Raw genomic sequence first — 22,364 nt, forward strand, 5'->3', positions numbered from 1 at the left:
ATCGGTTCCTATCCGAGGATGCCCCGGATCGACTCGAGGAGCATGCCGGGGGTGTAGGGTTTCTGGATGATCGCGGCGTTTGCCGGGATGCGCCGGTCGCTCTCGGGATCGAAGCTGTAGCCGCTGCTGAAGAGGATCGGGACGTCGCTTTGCAGCCGGATCTGCTCGAAGACGGACACTCCGCCCCGTTTCGGCATCATGACGTCGAGGAGGAGGAGATCGATCTCCCCGGCGTGCTCGTCGTACCTGGCGAGGGCCTCCTCGCCGTCCCGGGCCGTGATCACCCGGTAGCCGGCCCGCTCGAGCACCTTGACGGCGAGATTGAGCACCTGCTCCTGGTCCTCGGCCACGAGGATCGTCTCCGAGCCCTCTCCGTTCGCGGCGGCCGGCTCGGCGGCGGATTCGGGCGAGAACTCGCGGTCGGTCGTCGGCAGGTAGAGCCGGAAGGTCGTTCCCTCGCCCGGCTCGCTCTCCACCTCGATGATCCCCCCGTGCCGCTTGACGATCCCGTAGACCATCGAGAGCCCCAGCCCCGATCCCTTGTCGATCCCCTTCGTCGAGAAGAAGGGCTCGAAGATGCGCTCGACAACGTCGGGAGGCATCCCGAGACCCGTGTCGGCAACCTCGATGAGGACGTGGTCGCCCTCGTTCGCCCACGGGTGGTCGTCGCGGAAGGCCTCGTCGATCGTGACGATGCTCGTTCTGAAGTCGAGCCGTCCTCCCTCCGGCATCGCGTCGCGGGCGTTGATGGCGAGGTTGATCAGTATCTGCTCGATCTCGCCGGGATCGATGTAGACCGCGCCGCCGCCGGCGCCGGCGGCGAACACGAGCTCGATGCTTTCCGAGATCATCCGGCGCAGGATCGGCTCGATCGCGGCGACCTGTTCGTCGATCGCGACGACGCGGGGCTGGATCGGCTGGCGGCGGCTGAACGCGAGCAGGTGGCTGACGAGGGTCGACGCCCGCTTGCCGGCGCGCAGTATCTGCTCGATATCGGAATAGGCGGTTTGCTCGGGCGGGATCTCCCGGAGGGCGAGATCGGCGTTGCCGAGGATGACCTGGAGCAGGTTGTTGAAATCGTGCGCGACGCCGCCGGCGAGCTGTCCGACCGCCTCCATCTTCTGCGCCTGGCGGAGCTGTTTCTCGAGATGCACTTCCCTGGTGATGTCGCGCATGACCTCGATGTACCCGGTGATCGTTTCCTCGTCGTCCTTGAGCGGCGCGATCGAGCACTCCACCTCGACGTGCTCGCCGTCTTTCCGCCTGTTGACGACGCGGCCGTGCCACGGATCGCCGCCGAGGAGGGTGTTCCACAGCCGCTGGTAGAAGGACTGCGAGTGCGCGCCGCTCTCCATGAAGGTGGGAAGTTCGCCGACCACCTCGTCGCGGGCGAAGCCGGTGATACGCTCGAAAGCGGGGTTGACGTACTCGACCCGGGCGCGGCGGTCGAAGGTGATGATCGCCTCCGCTGCCTGCTCGATCGCCGCGGCGAGACGGCGCCTCGTCTCCTCGCCGCGGCGCATCTCGGTGATGTCCATGACGGTGAAAACGAGTCCGGCGTGGAAATCGGCGGGATCGATCGCCGCCGAGCTGAGGAGAACGTCGATGACGATGCCGTCCTTGCGGACCATGCGCGTCTGTATCATTCCCGCGCCCGTGCGGCGCACCTCGTCGTGCTTGATGCGGCCGACGCGCTCGTATTCCTCGGCCGATTCGTAGAGGCGGCGGGCGCTCATCCCCTCGAGCTCGCCGTGCTCGTAGCCGAGGATCCCGGACATCTTCCGGTTGGTCCACCCGATGACGCGGTCGGTCACGAGCCCGATGCCGATCGGCGCGGCGTTCATCACGCCGCGCAACGTCGCCTCGCTCGCGCGGAGGGCGCGAACGGCGTCATGGCCGGCGCGGGCCGCGTCGCGGGCACGGACCTGATCTGCGCGTTGCGCCTCCGTCCCGCTTTCACCGTCTGTCTTGCCGGATGTCCGTTTCATGTTCCGCTGATCGTTCGGCCGCGGCCGGGAAGGGGCCTGCGCCCGTCCGGCCGTGGCAAGCCGCTTCCTGCACTGTAGCACGACCAATCGGGAAAGTGAAGCCCGCCGGGCGGCGGGTGCGCTCCGCCGGCCGGATTCCCCTTGCGTCGCGTTGGTTATTTGGCTAAATTGCCAAACATCATGAATGCCGACACGAAACGCAGATACGAGGTCCGGGCCCGCATCATCAAGGCCCTCGCCCATCCGACCCGTCTCTTCATCGTCGACGAGCTCTCCCGCGGGGAACGCTGCGTCTGCGAGCTGACCGGCATGGTCGGCGCCGACGTCTCGACGGTCTCCAAGCATCTCGCCGTGCTCCGGGCGAGCGGGATCGTCGACGACGAGAAACGGGGGGCGAAGGTCTTCTACCGGCTCGCCACCCCGTGCGTGCTGAACTTCTTCGGGTGCGTCGAATCGGTGATGGCCGGGCGGGGACGCGACCGGGGCGACCTCACGAGGTGATCGAACGGTGGATTTGAGACGGGAGTGGAAGGCCCTCGCGGCGATCGTCGCCGCGTTCGTTCTGAGCTATCACCTGCCGGTCGATGCCCTGCGCGACTCGGCGCGGTTCACCGGCGCGGTCTGGGAATCCCTTTACCTCGTCAGGTGGTACGCCCGGGAACACGTCCTGCTCTGCCTCGTTCCGGCCTTCTTCATCGCCGGGGCGATCTCGGTCTTCGTGAGCCAGGCGTCGGTGATGCGGTATCTCGGCGCCGGGGCGCCGAAGGCGATCGCCTACGGCGTCGCGTCGGTCTCGGGGACGGTCCTCGCCGTCTGTTCCTGCACCGTTCTCCCCCTCTTCGCCGGGATCTACCGGATGGGGGCGGGGCTCGGCCCGGCGACGGCCTTCCTCTACGCCGGCCCGGCGATCAACGTTCTCGCCGTCGTCTTGACCGCGCGCGTGCTCGGTCTCGAACTGGGCATAGCCCGGGCCGTGGGCGCGATCCTCTTCAGCGTCGTGGTCGGGCTCGGCATGCACCTGCTCTTCCGGCGCGAGGAGCGGGAGAAGGCGGCGGCGCAGGCCGCGATGCCCGTCCCGGATGCGCCGCGGCCGCTCCGGCAGACCGCCCTCTTCATCGCCGCGATGGTGGCCGTCCTCGTCTTCGCCAACTGGGGCAGGCCGGGACCGGACGCCGGGGGACTCTGGCTCGCCGTGTACGCGGCGAAGTGGTGGATCGCCGGCCTCGCGGCGGCGGGGCTCGCGGCGATACTCGTCGCATGGTTCGGCGTCCGGCCGCTCGGGATGGCGTTCGCCGCGGCCCCGGCGGCGATACTCGCCGTCGTCCTTCCGAACGATCCCGCGTTCGCCTTCTCTGCCGGCGCCCTCGGGCTCGCCGTCGTCGCCGTCCGCTCGGGCGGGGAGACGGCCGGCTGGTTCGACGCGTCGTGGGGATTCGCGCGGCAGATCCTGCCCCTCCTTCTCGGCGGTGTCCTCGTCGCGGGGCTGCTCCTCGGGCGCCCGGGGCACGAGGGGCTCGTGCCGGCCGGGTGGATCGAGCGGGCGGTCGGCGGGAACTCCCTGCGGGCGAATCTCTTCGCGTCGGTCGCGGGCGCGCTCATGTACTTCGCCACGCTGACCGAGGTGCCGATACTGCAGGGACTGATCGGGGCGGGAATGGGCAAGGGGCCGGCGCTCGCGCTTCTCCTCGCCGGCCCGGCGCTCAGTTTGCCGAACATGCTCGTCATCCGAAGCGTCATCGGCACGCGCAAAACGCTCGCGTTCGTCGCACTCGTCGTCGTGATGGCGACCGTCGCGGGCATCGTCTACGGGGCGATCTTCTGAGAGGAGCACGCGCGATGAAACAGGTGAAGATACTCGGCACCGGCTGCCCGAAATGCGAGAAGCTCGCCGAGGCGGTCGCGGCGGTCCTCGCCGGAACAAGCGAGCCGTACGAGATCGAGAAGGTCACGAAGATCGAGGAGATCATCGGCTACGGCGTCATGATGACCCCCGCCCTCGTCGTCGACGGCGAGGTCAAGGTCGTCGGGAAGGTGCCGGCGCCGGACGAGCTCCGCGCGCTGCTCGGCTGAGGTTCGATCGGGCGGCGCCGTCGGCGGGAGACGCGCGCACGGACGCGCAACACGGACAGGTGAAGCGACAACTGACACCGGGAGGTGCACCTCGATGAACACGAGAACCATCGTCAGGATCCTGCTCGTCCTGCTGGTTCTGGCCAGCGGCGTCTACCTGCTCGTCGAACGGCGGGGAACGGGCGGAATCGTCGCCACCGGCGGCGGGCCCGGACCGGGGGACCAGGCGGCGGGGCCCTTCGCCGGCCCGGACCGCGTCATCGTCTTCTACTTCCACGGCGACAAGCGCTGCCCGACCTGCATGAAGCTCGAGCGCTACACGCGCGAATCGGTGGCCGAACGTTTCGCGGACGGGATCGCCGGGGAGACGGTGGAATTCCGGTCCGTCAACGTCGACGAGCCGGGGAACGACCGGTTCGTGACCGACTACGAACTCACGACGAAGGCCGTCATCCTGGTCGAGACGGCCGGGGGCCGGCAGGCGCGCTGGCGCAATCTCGACCGGATCTGGGACCTCGTGGGAAACGAGACGGTCTTCAAGGCGTACATCGCGGAGGAGACGGAACGATTCATCGGGGGCGACGATGGCTGATATCGCCGGCGCCGCCTGGGCCGCTGTCTGGCTCGGCATCCTCACCTCGATCAGCCCCTGCCCGCTGGCGACGAACATCGCCGCGATGTCCTTCATCGCGCGCCGCGTCGACAGCCCGCGACGCGCGGTTTTCACGGGCCTGCTCTACACCCTCGGCAGGGCGATCGCCTACGCGGCGGTCGCGGCGATCCTCGTCGAAAGCCTCGTGTCGGCGCCGGTCGTCTCCCACTGGCTCCAGAAAAACATGATCCGCGTGCTCGGCCCCGTCATCGTGGTCGCGGGCGCGATGCTTCTCGGCCTCTTTCGCCCGGCGTCGAGCGGATCGATCGGCGGGGAACGGCTCCGGGCGCGGGCGGAGCGCATGGGGCTGTGGGGAGCGGGATTCCTCGGGATCCTCTTCGCCCTTTCCTTCTGCCCCGTCTCGGCGGCCCTTTTCTTCGGCAGCCTCGTGCCCCTGGCCACGACCGCCGGCTCGGCCGTGTTCCTGCCCCTTCTCTACGGCGTCGGGACGGCGCTCCCCGTCGTCGTCTTCGCCCTCCTCGTCGCCACCGGTGCCCGCTCGCTCGGGAGCGTGTTCGATGCGGTCACGGCCGTCGAGCGGTGGCTGCGCAGCGGGACGGGGATCCTCTTCGTGCTCATCGGCCTCTGGTTCATCGCGCGCTACACCTTCCGGCTCTTCTAGCCCCTCGCCGGCCGGGGCCGCCGGGCGACCGCCGCCTGTCCGTGCTATACTGTGCGCATGACGGACCGCACGGCAGCCGCTCGCGTGATCGCCCACATCGACATGGACGCCTTCTACGCGTCGGTCGAGGTCCTCGACGATCCCTCCCTCCGCGGGCGGCCGGTGATCGTCGGCGGCGCGTCGCGCCGCGGCGTGGTCTCTGCGGCGAGCTACGAGGCGCGCGCCTTCGGCGTCCGGTCCGCGATGCCGGTCTTCGAGGCGCGGCGCCGCTGCCCGGGCGGCGTCTTCCTTCCCGGCCGCATGTCGCGGTACCGCGACATCTCCCGCCTCGTCATGGGGATCTTGTGCGACTTCTCGCCTCTCGTCGAGCAGGTCTCGATCGACGAGGCCTACGTGGATCTCACCGGAACGGAACGGCTGCACGGCCCCCCGCGAACGACGGCCCTCCTCGTCAAGAGGCGGATCGGCGCCGAGACGGGGCTGACCTGCTCGGTGGGGGTGTCGACCTGCAAGCTCGTCGCGAAGATCGCATCGGACATAAACAAGCCCGACGGCCTCACCATCGTCGCGCCGGAAGAGGTCGCGGCCTTTCTCGCCGCCTTGCCGATCGGGAAGGTGCCGGGGATCGGCGAAAAGAGCGGCGCGCAACTCGCCGCGGCCGGTATCCGCACGCTCGGCGACGCCGGGCGCTTCGGGCGGGACGCCCTCGAATCCCGCTTCGGCGCGCTGGGCCGGCGGCTCGCCCGGATCGCCGACGGCGGGGAGGATTCGCCGGTGACGCCCGTCACGCCGCCGAAATCGGTGAGCGGCGAGGTCACCCTCGAGGAGGACACGACCGATACGGCCGAGATCCGGCGACTTCTCCTCCGGCAGGCCGAGCGGGTGGGACGGCGGCTCCGCCGGCAGGGCCTCGCCGGCCGCACCGTCGTCCTCAAGCTCAGGCACGCCGATTTCCGGCTCGTCACCCGCAGCGTCACGCTCGACCGGCCGACGCGGATCACCCGGACGATCTACCGCGAGGCGATCCGGCTCCACGACGCGTACGACTCCCGCGAGCCAATCCGCCTCGTCGGCGTCGGCGTGACCAATCTCGCGCGGGCGGGCGGCGGCCAGCTCGATTTCTTCGACGGCGACGGCGACGGCGACGAGGGGCGATGGGAGCGGGCCGAGCGGGCGATGGACGAGATCGTCGAGCGGTTCGGCGACGGCGCCGTCGGTCCGGGCACCCTCGCCGGCGACCGCCGCCGGGAAGACGATCCCTCCTGATCCCGGCGTTCCCGCGCCGCGAACGTCTTTACCAGCGCGATGCCGCGTGCTATACTGTGCTTCTCCCAGAGGGGACTCATTCAGACAGGGAGGATTCCATGAGCAGGAATGCGATCGTCGTCGCCGTCGCGCTCGCGTGCGCGTTGCTGGCCGCGCCGGCGCTGCGGGCCGGTTTCACGACCGACGGCGCGCCCGTCGCGGTCTACGCCAATGAACAGGATGACCAGGCGATCTGCGCCGACGGGGCGGGGGGCGCCTTCGTCGCCTGGGTCGATCGACGGCCCTATGCGGACATCTACGCGCAGCGGATCGACGCGAACGGCCGCGCGCACTGGACGGCGAACGGCATCGCCGTCTGCGGGGCGACGAACTCGCAGTACGTCCCCGCGATCCTCCCGGACAACGCGGGGGGCGCGATCGTCGCCTGGCAGGACCGGCGGAGCGGCAGCCATTACGACGTCTACGTGCAACGCGTCGACGGCGCGGGGACGATGCTCTGGACAACCGACGGCGTCGCGGCGACGGCCGCGGCCGGTGATCAGACGGGGCCGCGTCTCTGCCCGGACGGCGCTGGCGGCTGCATCGTCGTCTGGAAGGACGCCCGGAACGGCTCGTCGAACTGCGACATCTACGCGCAGCGGATCGACGTCGACGGCCTGGTGCGCTGGGCGGCCGACGGCGTCGCCGTCTGCGCGTACGCCGGCAACCAGGACTACCCGGTGGCCGCCACGGACGGGGGCGGCGGTGCCTACGTGACCTGGTTCGACGGACGCGCGGGGTGGCACGTCTACGCCCAGCGACTCGACGGCGCCGGCGTTCCGCGGTGGACGGCGGACGGCATGCCGGTCTGCGCCGAGGCGGGGATGCGCTACGACCTCTGCATCGTTCCCGACGGCGACCGGGGGGCGATTCTCCTCTGGTGCGACAACCGGAGTTTCTACGACCTGTACGCGCAGCGTCTCGACACCCTCGGCGTCGAATGCTGGGGAAGCGCCGACGTGCTCGTCTGCGGCGAGGCGGAGCAGCAGATAAACTGCGTGATGGTTTCCGACGACGCGGGCGGAGCGATCGTCGCGTGGAAGGATACGCGCGGAGACGACCCCGACATCTACGCGCAACGGATCGACGCGGCGGGAACGCCGAAGTGGGCGGCGTCGGGTCTTCCGCTCTGCACTTTGACGGGCGGCTCGATCGATCCATGCATCGTTTCGGACGGGGCCTCCGGGGCGATCGTCGCCTGGACGGACGCCCGCCACCAGCTGACCACGTGGAACGACATCTACGCGCAGCACGTCGATTCCCTCGGCGTCTGCTCCTGGACGCCCGGGGGTGATTCCCTCTGCTGCGCCGCCGACACCCAGCGGTACCCGAAGGCCGCGTCCGACGGGGCGGGGGGCGCGATCGTCTGCTGGGAGGATCGCCGGAGCATGCTCGACTACGACATCTACGCCCAGCGGATCACCGACGAGGGCGAACTCGTGGCGACCCTCCTCGCCTCCTTCGAGGCTGCGGCGTCCCCGGCGGGCGTCTCGCTCGCCTGGCGGCTCTCGTCGCTCGACGGGGGCGTTTGGTTCAGGGTGCTGCGCGCGCCCGACCCTGCGGGCGGCTTCGTCGAGCTCGATCCCGCGCTTGTTGTCGCCGAGGGGTGCTTTTTCTCCCTCCTCGACGCATCGGCTCGCCGCGGGGAGACGTATGTCTACCGCGTGGCGATCGACGGAGGCCCGATCCTCTTCGAGACGGCGCCGGTGACGATGCCCCCGGCGGTTGTCGCGCTCCTGCCGAACCGCCCCAATCCATTCAATCCGTCGACGACGATCGGCTTCGAGCTCCCGGCGAGGACGCGCGTCCGCATCGCCGTCCACGACGTCGCCGGGCGTCTCGTGGCGACGCTCGTCGACGAGGTGCGCGACGGCGGCATCCACACGATCGAGTGGGACGGAACGACCGACGGCGGGCGCGCCGTCGCCTCGGGCGCGTATTTCTGCAGGCTCTCGGCGGGGAAACAGACCGTCGTGCGGAAGATGGTCCTCGTGCGCTGAACGGCGCGACCGGCGGGGCGGGATATCATTCCCGCCCCGCCGCGTCCTAGAACCGGGTCGCGGGATGCCGGCCGGACGGCCCGCCTATTCGATTTCCGGCGGGAACCGCTCGATCGTCCTGCGGACCGATTCGGCGATGTGCTCCTCGACCTCGTCGGGGCCGTGTATGGCCCCTTTGGCCGTTCCGCGCCAGACGAGCTCCCGCCGGCGCGCGTCGACGATGTCGATGACGAGCGTTCCCTCCTTGTAGCGGTGGACGCGCACGTCCCGCCCGTGCCAGCGGCCGCGCCAGCCCAGGCGGTAATCGTAGACGCCGACGTCGACCCTGTTCTTCGCGGCGATATGCACCGCAACGAGGAAATCGGCCCGCTCGTCGATCGCCTTGCGGTAGCCCTTCGCGGTCAGCTCGCGCTCGATCGCCGCGAGGATCCGCGTTCTCGTGGGCGAACCCTCGTAGGGGCGGTCTCCCCGGCGCTCCGCGCGCGGGGGCGCGAAGGAGAAGGTGCGGTACAGCCCGTAGTCGGCGTCGCGATCGAAATCGGTGCTCACCGAGATCGACGAGCAGGAGGACGCGGCAACGAGCGCCCCGAGCAGGACGATCCAGTATCTCCTCTTCATCCTTGACCTCCCCGGTCTCTCCTGATTCTCCCTTCCGGGAAGAGCATACCCCGCCGCCTGCGACGAGGCCAGACGATTTTCCCGGCCGCGCAACCCGAATAGTATACTGGAATTGTCAATTAATACTTGCCTGCATTCCAATCCGGAATTATTTTGATCTGGACGCACGAACGCCGGGCCGGTCCGCGGACAGATGCTTCACCGCGAACAGACGACAGACGGACCGGCCCTCATCGTACGGAGAAGGCCATGGACGTTTCATACGGGACACGGGCGAAGTCGGCGACGGGCACGTTCCGGGCGCGGCGTCCGGCCGCCGTCCTCTGGCTGGCGGCCGGCCTCGCCGCGATGATGCTGGCGGCCGCCGCCCGTTCCACGGCGGGCGAGAAGCCGGGCGAGACCGGTATCGGCCACCGGCTGGCCGTCCTCGTCGACGCGTACGAGCGGGGCGGTTTCGCCCGGGTCGCCTCCGACGCCGCGACGGCGGATGTCAGATTGCGTACGGAGGGGGCGGCGGCGCTGATCCCGGTCGTCATCGAGCCGGCCGGCCGATTTTCGTCGGCCGTCGATCTGGCCGCCATCCGCGGTCTCGGGGCCCGGATCGACGCCGTGTCCAGGTCGTACGTGCGCATACTCTCTCCCCCCGGCGCTGTCCGCCTGTTGCCCTCGGTGCCCGGCGTCGCGGCGGTCCGGCTCGCGACACCGGCGAGATCGCTCGCCGCCGGTTTGGGGAGCACGGTCTCGGAGGGCGTCGACCTGACCGGGGCCGGGGATCTCCAGGCGGCGGGATTCGACGGCGCGGGTGTCAGGATCGCCGTCGTCGATCTCGGGTTCATCGGCCTCGACGCGGCGCAGGTTGCCGGCGAGCTGCCGGCGACGGTCCACCGCGTGAAGGGGAACGTCGAGGGCGTGGACATCAGCGGTTTCACCGTGCACGGCACGGGCGTGGCCGAGCACGTGATGGACATGGCTCCCGGCGCCGAGCTCTACTGCATCCTCGTCGAGGACGAGGTCGATCTCGAGAACGCCGCCGACTTCATCCGCGAAAACGGGATCCACGTCGCGAACCATTCGGTCGGCTGGGTGCTCGCGAGCTACTACGACGACACGGGCCCGATCGCCGGGATCGTCAACCGCTCGCGCGACGTCGACGGCATCTTCTGGGCCGTCGCGGCCGGGAACGACGCGCAAACCCACTGGCGGGGCGACTGGTACGACGCGGACGAGGACGACACCCTCGAATTCGCCGTCGGCGACGAGGACCTGGCGATCATCGGCACGGCCCCCACGATCCAGCTCTTCCTGAACTGGAACCAGTACGGCGATTCCCGGACCGACCTCGATCTCTACGTGCTGGACAACGCGGGACGCGTCGTCGCCGCCGGCGGAAGCGCCCAGACCGGCCCGCAGCCGCCCGCCGAGGCCGTCGCCTTCACCTGGGTCTCCTCGGAAGCGCCCTACTCGATTCGCGTGCACCGGTACGCCGGGCCGACCGGGGACCTGGACATGACGATCTTCAGCTTCAACCACCGCCTCGAGCACGCCGTCGCCTCCTCCTCCCTCATGGAGCCGGCCGACGCCCACGGGGCCTTCTCGGTGGGGGCGATCTACCGGGGCGTCTATGACGATCCCGATCCGCCGCTCGAGGCGTATTCGAGCCGCGGGCCCACGAACGACGGCCGGCTGAAACCGGACATCGTCGCCCCCGACGGGACGACGAGCGTGACCTACGGAAGCTCCTTCGGGACATCCTTCAGCTCTCCGACGACGGCGGGAGCCGCCGCCCTCCTGAAGCAGCTCTATCCGTCGATCGCCCCTCCGGCGATGGCGGACACGCTGCGGGCGCGGGCGATCGACGCGGGGACGGCCGGTCCCGACGACGGATACGGCGCGGGAAGACTCTTCGTATCCTCCATGTTCGACGGCCTGCCGGCCGTCGAGACGATCGAGGATGTGCCCGGTGACGAGGGGCTGCTTGTCGAGATCGCGTGGAAGAGGAGCGGTTACGATCGAGACGGCAGCCCCGTTCCCGTCACCGCCTACGACATCCTGCGGCGCGCGGGCGGAGGCTGGGATTCTCTCGCCACGGTCTCCGCCACCGGCGCGCTGCGGTACGCGGCCGCCGTGCAGACGCGCGGCGATTCTTCCGCCGCCGGCATCGTCTGGACGGTGCTGCGGATCAGGGCGCGCACCGGTGTTCCCGGGATCTTCTTCGAATCGCCGCCCGACAGCGGCTATTCCGTGGCCGACCTCCTGACCGGTGCGGGGGATGCGCCGCCTGCCGCCCCGTTCGTCCTCTCGCAGAACGTTCCCAATCCCTTCAATCCGTCGACGGCGATTCGCTTCAGTTTGCGCGAGCGGTCGCCTGTCCGCCTCGCCGTCTACGACGTCGGCGGGCGTCTCGTCGGCCTGCTCGTCGACGGCACGCTTTCCGCGGGCCCGCACGAGGTCCGCTGGGACGGCCGCGACCGTCACGGCCGCGCCGTCGCCTCGGGAATCTATTTCTACCGGCTCGCCGTACCGGGAGAAGCGGTGACGAGAAAGATGACGCTGCTCCGGTGACGAGTTCTCACGGAGCGGTTGCACGGGGAAGCGGAATCCAGGGGCCGCTTCCCCTTTTTCGTACCGGAATGCCGGCATAGTCATTGCGAAATATTCCGATTCGGTGTATACTGGCGGTGATTCATAGGGGAATCGCTCTTGTCGAAGCTGCATCTCGAACAAGCGGCGACTCACGTGTGCAGTCAATGACTGGAGGGGAACATGCACATGCACAAGTCGCGGTGTACCCCCATCGCCATCCTCCCGCTCCTCGTCCTGATCGTCACGGCCGGCACCGCGTGGGCCGACCCGTGCCTCGTCGTCTATCCGACGGGGCCGTGCATCTACCATTACGATACGGACGAGTACTACACCGTCGGCCCGGGACACCCGCTCTACGACCCCGCCTACGACCGCGGCGGGGACGTGTTGCTGGAGACCGGCTCGAACGAGATCGACGGAAGCATCTACCAGGCGCCCGGCCTCGCGGGCTTCGAGCCCTCGACGGACGGAAACGACGGGTACGTGTTCATCGGCACCGAGTTCGATCTCGTCGTGGACGGGTTCGCCAATGCGCCCACCACCTACGTGAACGTCCTGGTCGTCTTCGACAAGGTCGTTCCGGCGGGCTGCGAGCCGCAGATCCTCGTCGACGGCGCGACGATCGCGGCGTACGTGTATCCGCTGGGCGATCTCGTCGTCTCGACGCCGACGCCGGAGGGCGGACACTTCTCCGACACGTTCGTTCTCGACGTGAGCTGGCGCGGCTGCTATGGTATCCACGTCTGGGCCTTCTCCGACGAGAACGGCAACGGCGTGCGCGACGGCGGGGAATGTTTCACCGCCTTCTCGCACGACCTCGTGGTCCCCGCCAGGGACGCCACGTGGAGCGAAATCAAACAGGCGGGCGGCGAGTAGACGGACGACGTCGGTCGGCCGGTCTCCCGCCCGGGGAGAACGGATCGCGGGGCGTCGGCTCGACGCGGCTCCGCGGGACACCGGCCGGATGACGTACGATCGCATCATCACGCACGACGATTTCGACGGGATCGTATCGGCCGCGCTCTGTTCCCGCGGCTACGGGTGCGATCGCGTGCGTTTCACGGGACCGGGCGCGGTGGCGCGCGCGGCGATTCCCATCACCGCGGCGGACATCGTCTGCGACCTTCCCTATCCGCTCGAATGCGGTCTCTGGTTCGATCACCATGGCGGCAACCTCGAGGCCGTGCGGCTTCGCGGGATCGATCCGGCGTCGATGCCCGGCCGGTTCGCCGAGCGACCCTCCTGCGCGCGCGTCGTCTTCGAGCACCTCGCCGACCTGGGGATCGATCTGCCCGGCTGGGCCGGGGAGACGGTCGCCGAGGCCGACCGGATCGATTCCTTCGATTACCGCAGCGTCGAGGAATGGCGGCGCGAGACCCCCGGCCGCCTCGTCGACATGAGCCTCAAGGCCGACGTCGGCGACGTCCGCGAGCGGACGGCGTACCTGGAAACGCTCGTCTTCCTCCTCCGCGACAATCCGATCGACCTGCTTCCCGCCATGGACGGGATCGCCTCGAGGATCGAGCGATACCGCGGGGAGGAGGCGCGAATGATCGAGTTCCTCCGCGGATCGGTCTCATTCCTCGACGGGGACGAGGCCCGCGAGCTCGTCATCCTCGATCTCACACACCACAAGAGACGGCCGCGGGTCATGCGCAACCTCGCCTATCTCATCCATCCCGAGGCCCTCGGCGTGGTGAGCCTCTACCCGATCTTCCGCGGCGGGCGCAAGGCGAACGGCTTCGCCGTCTCGATCTCCCTCTCGATGAATCTCACCGGCCGGGTGCACGGCAAGAACGCCGGAGAGATCGTCCGGTCGCTGAACATCGGCGACGGGCATCCCGGCGCGGCGGCCGGCACGGTCGAGTGCGGGTCGAAAGACGAGATGCTCCGCGAGAAGAGGCGCGTGCTCGAAATCATCTGGCGGATGTGGCGCGCGATGTCTGCGGGAGAGGCGCCATGAGGCGCGCCGGGCGCCGCCGGGCGCCCTTCGCGGCGATCGCCGTTCTCGCGGTCGTCGCGGGAGCGTTCGCATCCGTTTTCGCGCAGGCCGCCGATGCCGGCCGGGCGCGGGTGGATACCCTCGCGGCGGGATACGCGCTCCTCGACGCCGGGCGGAACGACGAGGCCGCGGCGCTCTTCCTGCGCGAGGCGCGCCGGCGGCCGACCGGTCTGGAGTCGGCCGACGGGTTCGTCTCGGCCCTGTCCCGCGCCTGCAGGTACGACGACGCCGCGGAGCGCCTCCGCGAGCTGGCTTCCCGCGCGAACGTTCTCGACCGTTTCCTCTCGGGATGCGATCTCCGCCACGAGCAGGCCTTCGAGCGGGCCGCCCTCGCCTTCCGCGGGGCCGCCATCGCCGCCGCCGGGGCGGATGACGGCATCTCGGCGTTCACGGCCTGGCGGGCCGCGGCGCGGGCGCTCGTCGGCGCGCGCGACGCGGCCGGGGCGATGATGGTGCTCGGGCGGGCCGATTCCCTGCTCGCCGCGCTCGCGAACGGTCAACCGGAGTTCGCGAGGATCGCGCCGGCTCTCGGGGCCGATCTTCTCACGACGGCGGGGGAGGCGTACGATCTCGTCGACCGCCTCGACGAGGCGGACAGCATCTACGCCCTCGCGCTCGGTACGGCGGAAGACCTGGGGCTCGAACGCGTGCGGGCCGCGGCGCTGAACGGCCGAGCGCGCGTCCGCGAGAAGCGGCAGCTCGCCACTGAGGCCGCCTCGCTGTACCGGAGCGCTCTCCGGATCGAGCGACGTCTCGGCGATCGGCGCCTCGTCGCGGCGCTTCTCAACAACCTCGGACAGACGGCGATCCGTCTCGGCGACCGGGCCGAGGGCCGCGCCCGCCTCGAGGAGGCCCTCGCCATCTCGCGGGAATGCGGGCTCGACTGGATGCTCGGGTACGTTTTCTACGGTCTCGGCGCCATCGCCGAGGCCGAGGGGGACAGGGCGGCGGCGATCGACCGCTTCAGGCGATCCACCGACAGCCACCGCGAGGCCGGCAATACGTGGGGGGAGTACGGTTCCCGCATGCGACTCGGCTACAACCTCGCAATGGCAGGCGAATACGGCGAGGCGGTGGTCCACTACGAGGCGTGCGTCGGGCACTACGAGGAGATCCACAGCCTCTACGGGCTGAGCTGGGCCGTCGGCGGCCTCGCGCTGGCGTATCACCGCCTGGGGGATTTCGTCGCCGCGGAACGGCGCTACCGCGAGGCGCTGGACGTGAAGCTCCGGCTCGGCGACCGCGCGGGCGCCGCATGGGCGCTGAACTCGATCGGGATGGTCTTCGACCTGCAGGGACGGTACACCGAGGCGCTTGCCGCCGAACACGAGGCGATGCGCCTGTACGGGGAACTCGGCGACCGGGCAGGCGTGGGAGCCGTCCGCTTCAGCATGGGATCGGTGAGATTCTACCTGGGCGACTACAACGAGGCACTCGCGCAGTACGAAGAGGCCCGCGCCGCCGCGCTCGAGACGGGCGACGACGATCTGCTCCAGCTCGTCATGAGCGGCATCGGGTCGGTCTACACGGCGGCGAAACGGCCGGACCTCGCCGGGCCGGTGTACCGGCGCTTCCTCGACGCGGCGCGCGGGTCGGGGGACCACGCGCGCCTTCTCTACGCGCTCGTCAATCTCGCCTCGCATCTCGTCGAGACGGGGGACCGGGCCGCTGCCCGCGGCTATCTCGACGAGGCGTTCCGTCTCCTTCCCGACCGGGGGCAGGCGTACATCCGCGCGCGCGTCCTCGCCCTCATCGGCGACACCGAGGCCGATCCGCGCGATGGGATCCAACGCAAAACGGAGGCGCTCGCGCTCGCGCGGGCCGCGGGGATACGCGATCTCGAGTGGAAGACGCTCAGCGCGATCGGCGACCTGTATCTCGCCGCCGGCGACAGCGCGGGCGCCCTCGCCCGCCAGGAGGAGGCCGTCGAGGCGGTGGAGGCGCTCGGGCGCAGCGTGACGGCCGCGGAGCTCCGCACCCACCTGCTCAGCCAGGCGATCCTGCCCTACGAGAGGGCGATCGCGTTGCGCTTCGCGGGGGGGGACGAGGCGGCCGCGTTCGTCCTCGCGGAGCGCTCGCGGGCGCAGGCGCTGTTCGCGATGCTCCGCCGGGCGTTCACGCGCGCGGCGGCCGGCCAGGCTCCGGCGGAAGAGGCTGCGGAGCGGCCCTTCCGTTCGCGGCTCGCCTTTCTCCAGGCCCGCCTGCAGGAGCCGGCGCTCGGCGACGGGGAGCGGCGGGCGTACCTCGCGGAGATCGATTCGCTCGAACTGCGCCTCGAACGCGTCCGACTCGACCGGGCGCCCGACGACGATCTCTTCGCCGCCGCCGATCCGGCCGGCGTCGGCCTAAACAAACTTTTCGCGGTCCTTCGCCCGGGGGAACGGTTGCTCTCGTACATGCTCGGCGACGACGAGTCCTGGCTCTTTACCGCCGCCGACGGTGCCGTGGCCGTTCGCATGCTGCCGCCGCGGCGGGAGATCGAGGAGCGCGTGCGCGTTTTTCTCGGCCTGTACGCGGTGGATTCCACCGTCGCCCCCGTGCCGGACGAGGTGGTCACCGCCGCGGAGAAGGAGATCTTCGATCTCCTGGTCGGTCCCGTCGCCGACGGAATGGCGCCGGGGGAACGGCTCGTGATCGTGCCCGACGGCCTGCTCCACCGGCTGCCCTTCTCCCTGTTGCGCAATCACGACCGGCGTCTCTGCGACGATCACGAGATCTTCTTCACGCCGTCCTTGCGCGTGCTCGGGATGCTCCGCCGCCGCGACGCGGGAGTTCGCCGCCGGCAGCTCGACATGATCGCCGTCGGCAGCGGAGGCGCATCGGCGAGCGGTCGCGTCTATCCCTTCACCAACGTCTCCGTCGAGCCCCTGCCGCACGCCGGCGAGGAGGCATCGGCCGTTGCCGCCATGTTCGGCCGCTCCGTCGTTCTCGTCGGCGGGGACGCGGAGGAGGGACGGTTCAAGGATGCCTTCCGCCGCGATGCGGCGATGATCCATATCGCCTCGCACAGCTCGGTGGACGACATCGATCCGCGCCGGTCATTCATCGTTCTCGCTCCGGAGCGGGCCGACTCGACGACCGAGGGCGGAGAAGACGGCATCCTGCAGTGGCACGAGATCGCCTCGCTTTCGGCCGGCCCCGCACTCGTCGTGCTCTCCGCCTGCCGGTCGGCCGGGGGAGTGATCGCCACCGGGGAGGGCGTCATGGGACTCACCCAGGCCTTCCTCCACGCGGGGGCCGCCTGTGTCCTCGCCTCCCGGGTCGATATCCCCGATCGTTTCGCCAACCGCTTCATGACGGCGTTCTACCGCAAACTCGGCGAAGGCGGCGACGCGGCCGGCGCGCTCGGCGCCGCGCAACGCGAGATGGCCGGCGCGGCGGTCGATCCGGCGCTCTGGTCCGGATTCGTTCTCGTCGGCGACGGCGCGGTCGCTCCGGTCGCACGCCGCGGGATCGGCGCGTCCTTCATCGTCGTCGCCGCGCTCGTCGCCGCCGGTGCCCTCTTTCTCGTCGCCCGCCGCCGATCCGTCTGATATACTCCTCCAACCGATTTTCCGCTCTTGGAGCAGTGTCGCATCGCGCGTGTGTCATCGCCGCGCCGCGGGGAGTCTAACGGGTGAACGGGGAATTGAAGAAGAAGACGGACGAGGAGCTCGCCGCGATGGTCGCCGGGCGGGCGACCGAAGCGGTCTGCTCGGAACTGTTCGCGCGCTACGAGCGGAAGATCTTCCTCTGGTGCTACAACTACATGCACGACACCGAGGAGGCGATCGACGCGACCCAGGAGATCTTCATCAGGATCTTCCGCGGAATAGGGGGATTCGCCGGACGTTCGGCCTTCTCCACCTGGGTCTACCGCATCGCACGCAACCATTGCCTGGGAGAGCTCGCGAAGACGCGGCACCGCTTCCGGACGCGGACGGTTCCGGTTGACGACCGCGAGACGCTCGATTGCGCGGACGGCGAATCGGCGCGGTCGATGGAACTCGGCGGAGACCTCGATCGCCTCGTCGGGGTTGCACGGCGCGTGATGAGACCGGAGGAACTCGACGCGTTCGTGCTCCACTACCGGGACGGGCTGTCCGTCAGGGAAGTGACGAGGATCCTCGGATGCGGGAACGTCACCGGGGCGCGGACGCTGATACAGAACGCGCGCCGGAAGTTCCGGAGAATGATACGGGAAGGGGAATCCGGCAATGAACGTTCGTGACGATCGCGGACACCCCGGCCTCGATGCGCTCGCCGATCTTCTCGACGGGGGTCTCGGCGCGGAGGAGCGCGCGAGCGTCGAAACCCACGTCGAATCGTGCGCGATCTGCAGGCTCGAACTCGCCGGGCTCAGGCGGTTCCGGTCGATCGACGGCGACGGCGAACTGCTGGAGGAGGCGAACTGGCCGGCGGCCGAACGGGCGCTGGCGGACGCCTTCCGGGAGCGGATTTTCCCCGCGGTCCCCGGCCGCGCCCGCGAACCGCGCATTCTGCGTTTCACGCGACTGCTCGCCCCGCTCGCCGCGGCCGCGGCGATCCTCCTGGTCTTCGCCGGGATCGAGACGACGCGCATCGCCGTTTTCGAAGGCCCGTCGCGCGGTCCGATGAGGGGCACGGCCGGATCGAGATCGATCGCGCTCCTCGCCCCGTCGGGAGACGTCGGCGCCCCGCCGGACAGCTTCTCGTGGGCGCCATCCACGGGCGCCGACCGGTACGAGCTCGACATCTTCGGCACCGATCTCCGCCTCGTATTCCACGCGGGCGACCTCGCCGGCCCGGCCTTCGCCCTCCCCGACTCGGTCGCCGCCCTGTTCGCCCCGGGCGAGATCTACCTCTGGAGCGTCAAGGCGTACACGGGACTCGAGCGCTCGGCGGCATCGCCGAACGGCTGGTTCCGCGTGCGCGCGCGGTAGACGCTCAGCGAATCCCCCACTCACCGAAGACGGCGTCGACGAGAGAGTCGGCCTGCGCGTGATCGAAGAACCACAGGGGAAATCCGCAATGGATGCTCGGCGCGGCCACGCCGCCGGCGACGGGCGGGACGACATCGGCGTGCGACGTGATCCAGAATGCGATCGTGCCGCCGTTGACGACGGACGTCGCGTTCCGCGAGCGCATCCGGTAGAGGGGATGGAAACAGGAGCGGGAGGAGAGGAAGAGCCAGTCCATCCAGTAGGCGGGGTCGTACAGTTCGACGTAGAGGAACCCGCGTTCGGCGGGATCGAAGAACATGCCGGGGGCGGTGACCGCGTCCGCCAGGTCGAGACGGCGCGGCAGTCCGGGCACGGCGGCGGTCAGCGGGTCGTCGGTGTCGAGGCGCGCCGAGGAGAGTGCGTCGGCGGCGAGCGAGCGCGTGAAATCCGGCGGCAGCGCCGGCTCGCGGCGGATCGGTCCCCAGACCTTGTCGATGACGCTCACGCAGTAGTCGCGCAAGGCCATGCAGCGGCCGGCGCAGCCTCCGCCGGCGAGATCTCGCGACAGGGAGGCGGGAAAGGCGACGTCGTTCCCGGGGAAGACCTCGGCGAGCCCGGCGCGGCGTTCGGAACGCCCGAGCGTCCATATGTGCCCTCCCGCCTCGAGGAACAGGGGGAGCAGGTTGGCCGCCGGCGGATCGTTCGCGTCGATCGCCGATTCGGGAACGAACCGGACGATCTCTCCCCAGGCGTCCGAGGCGGAGGAAAACGTCCAGACGACGCTGCGATACCGGGCGAAAACCGCGGCGCCGGGGGCGAGTCCGGCGTGGTCGTTCAGGACGTCCCACACGTCAGTCGACGGGTCGAATCCCGTCGCGCGGCCGCAGAGGGCCGTCCAGAATGCGTCGTGCTCGCTCTCGGTCGGCATCTCGCCGAGCGGCTTCGGTTCGTTGTCGGAGGCGAAATCGTCGATCCAGAGAAGCGGGCGTTCCATGGCGAGGGGAACGACCTCGACGGCGACCCGGGCCGTCGTCGCGTTCCCGTGGATGTCGGTGGCTTCGACGACGAGCGTGTGCATGCCGGCGTCGAGCGTCCGCGGCGGAATGTCGATGGTGCCGTTTCGCGTTTCCCTCGAGACGGGGAGGAGGCCGGGCGAGGCGACGTCCCATCCCCATCGCCACGAGGCGATCGACGAGGAGTAGGTCGACGCGTCCGCCTCGACGGTGAACCGGACGACGGCTCCCTCGAAGAGGGCGCGTCGCGCGACCGGGGCGTCGCCCGAGAAGAGGAGGATGCCGAGCCGGTCGTCGCGCACGGTGACGAGAGGCGCGACCTCCCCGGCTTCGCGGAAGATCCGCGCGTTCGTCGTCTGATCGAAATCCTCCGTGACCCGGCCGAGCGCGTCGCGCGCCTGGACGGCGAAGAGGAGACGCGCGGCGGAAGACAGCGAACGGTCGATGGCGACTCCGTCGCCGCCGCCGGCGAGCGGCGCGAAGAAGGTCCACCGCGACCATGCATCCTCGTACCGTCCCGGGTGCGCGGCGAGCTCGGCGACGGGATCGAATCCGGGAAGGCCGCTTCCCGCCATCTCCGATGTTTCCATGTAGAGCCAGCGGACCGCGACCGGCGCCCCGGCGCCGCGGCGCCAGGAGATCTCGATCGGGCCGGGCAGGGGCGTGTCCCCGGTGATGGCGGCCGGACGTTCGATGACGACCGACGGCGCGGCGTCTTCCTCTTCCGCGGGGGCGAGCGGTGCGTGGCACCCCGCCAGCAGGCATAACATGGCGACGGCGGCGGAGGTCGCGAGAATGACGGTGCGGAGCATGTCGTGTCCGTTCTGGTGCGGCGGCCCGGATGCGTCTCTCGACGGCTATTGCTTACGCGAAAGATAAAAAGAAAGTTTCACATGTCAACCGCGCGACGGCGCCTCGCGGCGGATTTCCCCCGTGGAGGGCCTTCCTTGACAGCGCGAAAGGAGCGTGCTAGCGTTCGTCTTTTCCGGTTGCGCCGCGATGCGCGACGCGCCGCGCCCGGCAACGCCCGGTGCGCGCGATCGATCGAAACGACAAATCGGCTCTTTGCAGGGGAGGACGGGACATGGAACTTTCCGCGATCCAGGAGGCGCTCAGGCAGAAGGGGATCGACGGGTGGCTGTTCTGCGATTTTCACAACCGGGACCATCTCGCCTACCGGATCCTCGGGCTCGATTTCGAGAAGATGACCTCGCGCCGTTGGTTCTACTTCATTCCCGCCGACGGCGAGCCCGTCAAACTGGCGCACCGGGTCGAGGCAACCAAGCTCGATCCCTTGCCCGGACGCACGGTGCATTACCACCCATGGGCCGAGTTGCACGCATCGCTCAGGGAGATCCTCGGCGGGCCGAAGTCGATCGCGATGCAGTACTCGCCGCTCAACAACATCCCCTACACGTCGATCGTGGACGGCGGGACGATCGAACTGATCCGCTCCTTCGGCCACGAGGTCGTCTCGTCGGCTGATCTCGTGCAGCTCTTCGAGGCGATCATCGACGAGGCAGGATACGAGAGCCACGTGCAAGCCGGCGACATCATCCAGAAGATCAAGAACGAGGCCTTCGCCCTCATCGGGAAGCGCGTCCGCGACGGTGTCAAACTCACCGAGTACGATGTGGCGAGGTTCATTCTCGACCGCTTCGAGGAGGAGAACATCACGCCGGGCCACGACATCCCGATCGTCGGCATCAACGACCATCCGGCGAATCCCCATTTCGAGCCCACGCCGGAGGATTCGTACGAGTTCAAGAAGGGCGACACGGTTCTCATCGATCTCTGGGGCAAGTTCAAGGAGCCGGGATCGATCTACTACGACATCACCTGGTGCGGGTTCGTCGGCGACGAGCCGCCCGAGAAATACCGCGAGATATTCCACGTCGTGCGCGACGCGCGGATCGCGGCGGTGAACTTCGTCCGGAACCGGTTCGCGGCGGGAAAGCCGGTGTTCGGCTGGGAGGTCGACGACGCCTGCCGCAACGTCGTGAAGGAGGCGGGGTACGGGGATTTCTTCATCCACCGGACGGGGCATTCGATCGGCGAGGAAGTGCACGGCAACGGCGTGCACATCGACAATCTCGAGACGAAGGACGAACGGCAGCTCGTTCCGGGCATCTGCTTCTCCATCGAGCCGGGCATCTATCTCGAAGGCGAGATGGCGGCGCGTTCGGAGATCGATCTCTTCATCAGGCTCGACGGCTCGGTCGTCGTCCACGGCGAGGAACAGATGGAACTGATCCGCATCCACGTCTGACGACACGTTTCGCGGCGAAGGAAGCCGTTGACAGCGATGCCGGATCGTTGTACGATTTGGCTGCTCAGTTCCCAGGCCCCACGCCTCTGCCGACACGATCGATCGGGAGGTCGCGATGCGATCCCGAGTCTTGCGGTCGTCCGTCCTGGCCGCGGCGATCCTTGCGTTCGTCGGGGCGCATGCGGGTGCGGACGATCGGCGCGCCTCCCCCTTCGACGGGAAATCCGTTCTCCCCGACCGCGCGATCACCCTCGGCGGCGAGTTTATCCACAACATCGGCGAACTCCAGATGAACGTGACCAACTGGGGTTTTTTCGGCTCCCTGCCGAAGAGCACCTACC

The 22,364-nt window shown here is 69.3% G+C and carries 18 protein-coding genes; 15 read left to right on the top strand and 3 right to left on the bottom strand.

The genetic code is table 11. The features are described 5' to 3' along the window. Positions 1-8: 8 nt before the first annotated feature. Positions 9-1,988, bottom strand: coding sequence for a PAS domain S-box protein (locus tag JW876_12420; protein MBN1886312.1), 1,980 nt, complete (start codon positions 1,986-1,988; stop codon positions 9-11). 180 nt (positions 1,989-2,168) lie between these two features. Between JW876_12420 and JW876_12425 the strand changes: the two genes are divergently transcribed. From JW876_12425 to JW876_12455, 7 genes are all read left to right on the top strand, one after another. Continuing rightward, a complete protein-coding gene (locus JW876_12425; protein MBN1886313.1) occupies positions 2,169-2,489 on the top strand; it encodes a winged helix-turn-helix transcriptional regulator in 321 nt (106 codons plus the stop codon). A gap of 7 nt (positions 2,490-2,496) precedes the next feature. After that, entirely contained in the window at positions 2,497-3,810 is a 1,314-nt protein-coding gene (locus JW876_12430; GenBank protein MBN1886314.1) for a permease, read from the top strand. A 14-nt stretch (positions 3,811-3,824) separates the two neighbouring features. Beyond that, entirely contained in the window at positions 3,825-4,058 is a 234-nt protein-coding gene (locus tag JW876_12435; GenBank protein MBN1886315.1) for a thioredoxin family protein, read from the top strand. 94 nt (positions 4,059-4,152) lie between these two features. Continuing rightward, complete coding sequence (locus JW876_12440; protein MBN1886316.1) at positions 4,153-4,650, top strand: hypothetical protein; 498 nt, start codon at positions 4,153-4,155, stop codon at positions 4,648-4,650. Then, positions 4,643-5,332 (top strand): sulfite exporter TauE/SafE family protein, encoded by a 690-nt coding sequence (locus tag JW876_12445; GenBank protein ID MBN1886317.1) that lies wholly within the window; start codon positions 4,643-4,645, stop codon positions 5,330-5,332. The genes JW876_12440 and JW876_12445 overlap by 8 nt, the downstream gene beginning before the upstream one ends. A gap of 57 nt (positions 5,333-5,389) precedes the next feature. Beyond that, positions 5,390-6,598, top strand: a complete 1,209-nt coding sequence (locus tag JW876_12450; GenBank protein MBN1886318.1) for a DNA polymerase IV — start codon at positions 5,390-5,392, stop codon at positions 6,596-6,598. A 98-nt stretch (positions 6,599-6,696) separates the two neighbouring features. Further along, a complete protein-coding gene (locus tag JW876_12455; GenBank protein ID MBN1886319.1) occupies positions 6,697-8,637 on the top strand; it encodes a T9SS type A sorting domain-containing protein in 1,941 nt (646 codons plus the stop codon). Positions 8,638-8,721: 84 nt separating this feature from the next. On the opposite strand, the gene JW876_12460 is transcribed toward JW876_12455, so the two are convergent. After that, the gene (locus JW876_12460) at positions 8,722-9,255 is read right to left on the bottom strand and encodes a DUF4136 domain-containing protein (protein MBN1886320.1); all 534 of its coding nucleotides are present in this window, start codon (positions 9,253-9,255) and stop codon (positions 8,722-8,724) included. Between the two features lie 249 nt (positions 9,256-9,504). Here JW876_12460 and JW876_12465 point away from each other — a divergent pair, with 249 nt between their 5' ends. The 6 genes from JW876_12465 to JW876_12490 all read left to right on the top strand — a co-directional run bounded on the left by JW876_12465 (position 9,505) and on the right by JW876_12490 (position 18,741). After that, complete coding sequence (locus JW876_12465; protein MBN1886321.1) at positions 9,505-11,817, top strand: S8 family serine peptidase; 2,313 nt, start codon at positions 9,505-9,507, stop codon at positions 11,815-11,817. Positions 11,818-12,018: 201 nt separating this feature from the next. Continuing rightward, positions 12,019-12,714 (top strand): hypothetical protein, encoded by a 696-nt coding sequence (locus tag JW876_12470; protein MBN1886322.1) that lies wholly within the window; start codon positions 12,019-12,021, stop codon positions 12,712-12,714. 88 nt (positions 12,715-12,802) lie between these two features. After that, positions 12,803-13,801 carry a hypothetical protein gene (locus JW876_12475; GenBank protein ID MBN1886323.1) on the top strand — a complete coding sequence of 333 codons (999 nt, stop codon included), beginning with the start codon at positions 12,803-12,805 and terminating at the stop codon, positions 13,799-13,801. After that, the gene (locus tag JW876_12480; GenBank protein MBN1886324.1) at positions 13,798-17,373 is read left to right on the top strand and encodes a CHAT domain-containing protein; all 3,576 of its coding nucleotides are present in this window, start codon (positions 13,798-13,800) and stop codon (positions 17,371-17,373) included. The genes JW876_12475 and JW876_12480 overlap by 4 nt, the downstream gene beginning before the upstream one ends. Before the next feature lie 83 nt (positions 17,374-17,456). Further along, positions 17,457-18,050, top strand: coding sequence for an RNA polymerase sigma factor (locus JW876_12485; protein ID MBN1886325.1), 594 nt, complete (start codon positions 17,457-17,459; stop codon positions 18,048-18,050). After that, on the top strand, positions 18,037-18,741 hold the full coding sequence (locus tag JW876_12490) for a zf-HC2 domain-containing protein (GenBank protein MBN1886326.1): 705 nt from the start codon (positions 18,037-18,039) through the stop codon (positions 18,739-18,741). The genes JW876_12485 and JW876_12490 overlap by 14 nt, the downstream gene beginning before the upstream one ends. 4 nt (positions 18,742-18,745) lie before the next feature. Here the strand turns inward: JW876_12490 and JW876_12495 are convergent, their stop codons facing one another. Then, positions 18,746-20,566 (bottom strand): hypothetical protein, encoded by a 1,821-nt coding sequence (locus JW876_12495; GenBank protein MBN1886327.1) that lies wholly within the window; start codon positions 20,564-20,566, stop codon positions 18,746-18,748. 272 nt (positions 20,567-20,838) lie between these two features. Between JW876_12495 and JW876_12500 the strand changes: the two genes are divergently transcribed. Further along, positions 20,839-22,023, top strand: coding sequence for a M24 family metallopeptidase (locus JW876_12500; protein MBN1886328.1), 1,185 nt, complete (start codon positions 20,839-20,841; stop codon positions 22,021-22,023). Positions 22,024-22,138: 115 nt separating this feature from the next. Beyond that, the coding region (locus JW876_12505) for a hypothetical protein (GenBank protein MBN1886329.1) at positions 22,139-22,364 on the top strand (226 nt) is incomplete at its 3' end.

This window comes from Candidatus Krumholzibacteriota bacterium (assembly GCA_016931295.1).
In the GTDB taxonomy this organism is placed as follows: Bacteria; Krumholzibacteriota; Krumholzibacteriia; order Krumholzibacteriales; family Krumholzibacteriaceae; genus JAFGEZ01.